This window comes from Microbacterium sp., assembly GCF_035554235.1.
Classification (GTDB): domain Bacteria; phylum Actinomycetota; class Actinomycetes; order Actinomycetales; family Microbacteriaceae; genus Microbacterium.
This window is the reverse complement of sequence record NZ_DATMIO010000212.1, coordinates 1-4854: the sequence shown is the minus strand read 5'-3', so window position 1 is coordinate 4854 and position 4854 is coordinate 1. Positions and strand designations below refer to the sequence as shown.

Annotated in this window: 4 protein-coding genes; 1 reads left to right on the top strand and 3 read right to left on the bottom strand. The window is 71.8% G+C overall.

What is annotated here, in order from left to right; all coding sequences use genetic code 11:
- Positions 1-1493: 7,8-didemethyl-8-hydroxy-5-deazariboflavin synthase CofG (gene cofG / locus VNT50_RS11040; protein WP_325485168.1), on the bottom strand; the 1493-nt coding region annotated here is incomplete at its 3' end.
- A gap of 114 nt (positions 1494-1607) precedes the next feature.
- Here cofG and VNT50_RS11035 point away from each other — a divergent pair.
- Positions 1608-2054: a hypothetical protein gene (locus tag VNT50_RS11035; RefSeq protein WP_325485167.1), complete on the top strand. Its 447-nt coding sequence runs from the start codon at positions 1608-1610 to the stop codon at positions 2052-2054.
- Here VNT50_RS11035 and VNT50_RS11030 read toward each other — a convergent pair whose 3' ends face one another.
- Both VNT50_RS11030 and VNT50_RS11025 read right to left on the bottom strand, forming a co-directional pair.
- Entirely contained in the window at positions 2055-2882 is an 828-nt protein-coding gene (locus VNT50_RS11030; RefSeq protein WP_325485166.1) for an ABC-2 transporter permease, read from the bottom strand.
- Positions 2879-4603 (bottom strand): ATP-binding cassette domain-containing protein, encoded by a 1725-nt coding sequence (locus VNT50_RS11025; protein ID WP_325485165.1) that lies wholly within the window; start codon positions 4601-4603, stop codon positions 2879-2881. Before VNT50_RS11025 ends, VNT50_RS11030 begins: the two co-directional genes overlap by 4 nt.
- Positions 4604-4854 lie beyond the last annotated feature (251 nt).

Genomic DNA, 4854 nt, shown 5'->3' with positions numbered 1-4854 from the left:
GTCGGAGCGGCCCGGAACGAGGTCGAGGCGACGTTGCGGTTGATCACGAGGCTGACCGCTTCGCCCACCGTGTAGCGGCGCACGTCGTCGGCGGTGGCCGCGAGGGCGTCCAGGTCGGCGCCGGTGGCGAGGAGGAGCGTCCCCCACGCGGAGTCGTCGAGGGCGCCCGGGTCGGAGGCGGCGGCCTCGGCCAGCGCCGCCACACCGGTACCCCGCCCCCGTGCGCCGGGGAGCGGCTCCGCCCGGGTTCCGGTGGCGGGCTCCCCCTCTACCCGCGCCAGTCCCGTCGCAGGGTCCGCGAGGGCCAGGGTCGCCCGCGCCATCGCCGGGTCGAGCCACTCGTCCGATGCCGCGACGTACTCCGGGTGCGCGGTCAGGCGCTCGCGCAGTGCGAAACCCAGCGCGGCGGTGCGCGACGCGAGGTCGTCGAGGTGCGGCCACGGGCGCTCGGGGTTGACATGGTCGGCCGTCAGCGGCGACACCCCGCCCCAGTCGTCGGCGCCCGCCCGCAGCAGCAGCTCGAACTCGGCCGGGTCGGACAGATTCGGCGGCACCTGGATGCGCATGCGCGGCCCGAGCACGAGCCGCGCCGCGGCGACCGCGGCGACGTACTCCGCCAGCGACGCGTCGGGGGCGCCCTGCATCGCGGTCCGCGGCTTCGCGCGGAAGTTCTGCACGATCACCTCCTGCACGTGCCCGTGCCGCTCATGGGCGGCGCGAAGCGCCACGAGCGACTCGGCGCGGTCGCGGAGCGTCTCGCCGATGCCCACCAGGATGCCGGTGGTGAAGGGGATGCGGGCTCGTCCCGCGTCGTCGATCACGGCGAGCCGCAGCGCGGGATCCTTGTCGGGGGAGCCGAAGTGCACCTGGCCGGGCTCCTCGAACAGCCGCCGCGACGTGGTCTCGAGCATCATGCCCATCGACGGCGCCGCCGGGCGCAGTGCCCGCAGCTCGTCGTACGACATGACGCCGGGGTTGAGGTGTGCCAGCAGCCCGGTCTCGGCCGTGACGAGGCGCGCCATCGCACCCACGTAGTCGAGCGTGGAGGCGTAGCCGTGCTCGTCGAGCCACGCGCGCGCCTCCGGCCACCGTTCCTCGGGGCGGTCGCCGAGCGTGAAGAGCGCCTCTTTGCACCCGTGCGCCGCTCCCTGTCGCGCGACCGCGAGCACTTGTTCCGGCGTCATGAACATGGGCTTGTGCAGGGCGAGCAGCTGGCCCGGGGTGTCGACGAAGACGCAGTAGTGGCAGCGGTCGCGGCAGAGCGTCGTCAGGGGGATGAACACCTTGCGGGAGTATGTGATGACGCGGGGGCGACCGGATGCCTCGAGCCCGGCATCCCGCATCGCTCCCGCGAGCGCGAGCATCGTCTCGAGGTCTTCGCCCTCGGCGCGGAGCAGCGCTTCGGCATCGTCGGCGCTCAGTCGCGCGCCCGCTCCGGCGCGCGCGAGCGCAGAGCTCGCGACTCCGCCGGGGGCGCGGTCGACCAGGGTCACGCATCCAGTCTGGCACCGTCGCCGAGCCGGTCGGGCCGGCTCGACCCGCCGATCGTTGCCGCTCTGTGAGCAAATCTCAGGGTTCGGCGCGCGGCTCGCTGGCAGACTAAGGGCATGGTGACCCTGCTGCTCGATCAGACGCGGCTCGAGGTCGTGCTCTCGGTGACCGAGCGCGCGCTGTCATTCCACAAGGGGAATGTCATCGTAGAGCGCTCCACGATCACCAAGGTTCAGCTCACGGATGACGCGTGGACCTGGCTCCGTGGTGTGCCGAGCCCCGGGACCTACGTGCGAGGGGTCGTCGCGATGGGCTCCTGGAAGTCGGCCGGCGGCACCGACTTCGCGCTCGTGCGCCGGCGCCGCGCGAGCGTCGTGATCGACCTCGAGGGGCACGATCAGTATGAGCGGCTCATCCTCACGACCCGCCACGGGCTCGCGCTCGTCAAGGCCCTGCGGCTGGATGTCTCCGACGAGGCCTCGAATGTCGCCGACCTCGCGGCCGCGGCCCCGAAGAAGAAGCCGCGGGTGCGCAAGGCTCCCGCCCCGCTGCCCGCGACCTGATCAGGTGACGTCGCGGCGCCAGCTGCTGAAGTAGCCGATCACCAGGAACACCGCGGCGTAGCCGAGCAGGGTGAGCCCGCCGGCCCACCACTCGAGCGTGGTCGGAGCGGAGCCGTTGCCGACGCCGGCCGTGAAGACGCTCGCGCCGACGAGCGCGTCGCTCGCGGCACCGGGCAGGTAGGCGGTGAAGTCCGAGAGCCCCTCGACGAACGCGCCGAGCAGGCGTCCGACCGGTTCGAGGAACTGGGTGAAGACGAGCACGATGACGATCGCGACGACCTGGTTGCGCACGAGCGTTCCCACGCCGATGCCGACGAGCACCCATAGCACGAAGGCGATGACCATCCGCCCCACGAGCGACCAGGTCTCGGTCGAGGTGATCTCGGCGTCGAGTCCGAATCCCGCGAGGAATGCGGCCCCGGGACCGACCGAGCTCGCGATGGCGAGCACCGCGTAGAGCGCCCCGAGCAGGACGCCCACGACCACCTTGGCGAACAGGGCGGTGAAGCGCCGGGGAGTGGCGAGGAAGGTCGGCGTCAGGGTCTTGTGCCGGAACTCCGTGGTCACCATGAGCGTGCCGATGAGCAGCGGGAAGACGTACCCGACGGATGTCGCGGCGCTGTAGACGAGGGCGGGCAGCCCTTCTTCGGACACCTGCGGTCCTTCGCCCGCGCCGGGCAGCGCGCCCGTGGCCGAGGCCGACAGCGCGAGGGCGAGCACGGACGCCGTGAAAGCGACATAGGCGACCAGGGCGATGGCGAGGATCCACCAGATCGACGTCGTGAACTGCTTCGTGAACTCGGAGCGGCTTGCGCGGGCGAGGCTCATCGCTGCTCACCTCCCTCGTGCTCGGTGTGCGTATCCTCCGAATGGCCCTCGGATGCGTTCGCCTCGTGCTCGGCGTTGATCGAGGAGTCGTTGGTCGAATCGTCGCCGGTCGAGGCGTCGCCGGTCGAATCGTCGAACGCGGCGAAGAAGCGATCCGCTTCGAGATCGGACGCCAATCGGGCGCTCTTCTCCTCGGGTGTCTCGGACTCTTCGTCTTCTTCGTGGGTGGCGATCTCTTCGGATGCCTGGTCCCCGTCATCCGTCGGCGCGTCCTCGTCGACGAGGTTCTCGGTGGGGGCCTCCGTCCACGTCGGCTCCGCGGGCTGCTCCTCGACGGGCTCCACAACGAGGGCGGGCTCCACAACGACGGGGGGCTCGCCCTCGAAGTCATGGGTGGGCGGGATCTCGGCTTCGGGCTCTGGCTCTGTTTCCGGCTCGGGCTCATCGACCGCCGGCTCAGCGTCCTCGTCCGGCTCCGCGGCAGCGTCCTCGTGCGCATCCGCCGCGAGCACTCCCGCGGGGATGACGTCGATGATGCCGGTGCTCGCGACGGCGAAGCCGGCGGTCGACGCGGCCGCGACGGGCGGGGCGTCGACGATCACGTCTTCGGCATTCGCGACGTCTTCGGCCTCGGCATCCGCCGCTTCGTCGGTCTCGGCATCCGCGACCTCTTCGGCTTCGGCATCCGGAACCTCGCCGGTCTCGGCATCCGCCTCCGGCCGCTCCTCGAGAACCGGGGCGTCATCGGCGACGGCATCGGCGACGGCCGCACCGGCGACGGCCGCACCGGCGACGAGGGGGGCAGCGCCCCCCGCGCTCGGGTGCACGCGAACGCCGTCGACGAGGTCGAGGAAGATCTCCTCCAGCGCGGGGCCGCGCTTCTGGAGCGACGAGAGTGCCACGCCGGCTCCCGCCGCGACCGCGCCGATCTCGGCGGGCGTCGCCCCGCGCACGGTGAAGCCCGAGCGCAGCACCTCGAACGAGACACCCGACCGGGTCAGCGCGCTCGAGAGCGCGGCCCGATCCGGCGAGTCCACGACGACGGCCTGCTCGGACGGATCCGAGAGCTCGTCCAGCTTGCCCTGGAACACGAGCCTGCCCTGGGCGATCACGAGAAGGGCGTCGGCGGTCTGCTGCACTTCCGAGAGCAGGTGCGATGAGACGAGCACGGTCCGCCCCTCGCGGGCGAGCTGGCGCAGCAGGCCCCGCATCCACTTGATGCCCTCGGGGTCGAGGCCGTTGGCGGGCTCGTCGAGCACGAGCACACCCGGATCGCCGAGCAGCGTGTACGCGAGACCGAGACGCTGGCGCATTCCCAGCGAGAACCCGCCGACCTTGCGGCCCGCGACATCGGAGAGGCCGACGATGCCGATGGCCTCGTCGACGCGCGACGTCGGCAGGCCCGCGGCCTGCGCATAGACCTTGAGGTGGTTCGCCGCCGTGCGGCCGGGGTGGAAGCTCGACGCCTCGAGCGCGGCACCCACGGTGCGCAGCGGGTCGGCGAGCTTCGCGTAGGGGAGGCCGCCGATCGTCGCGGTTCCCTCGGTGGCTCGCACCAGGCCGAGGAGGACCCGCAGCGAGGTCGTCTTGCCGGCGCCGTTCGGGCCGAGGAATCCGGTCACGACCCCGGGCTCAACGCGAGCGGAGAATTCCGAAACCGCGATCACCGGACCGAAGCGCTTGGTGACGCCGGAGAACTCCAGCACCTGTCCGTCGGGCATGCAGAAGCCTCTCCTCATTGTGGGCAGTTCCCCCATCTTGGCGGAAAAGGCGCGCTCGCACGTCGTCCCGCGCCGTGCGGCCCGCTGACATCGCGCACCGAGCGGTAACGTTGCGACGTGACTGATGCGGCGCAGACCCCGACCCGGCGGGTGCGCGTGGGCACATCCGGGGGCCTCGGCCGCGTGACACTCGACCGCCCCGAGGCGATCAACGCTCTCGATCTCGGCATGATCCGCGAGCTCGCGGTCAC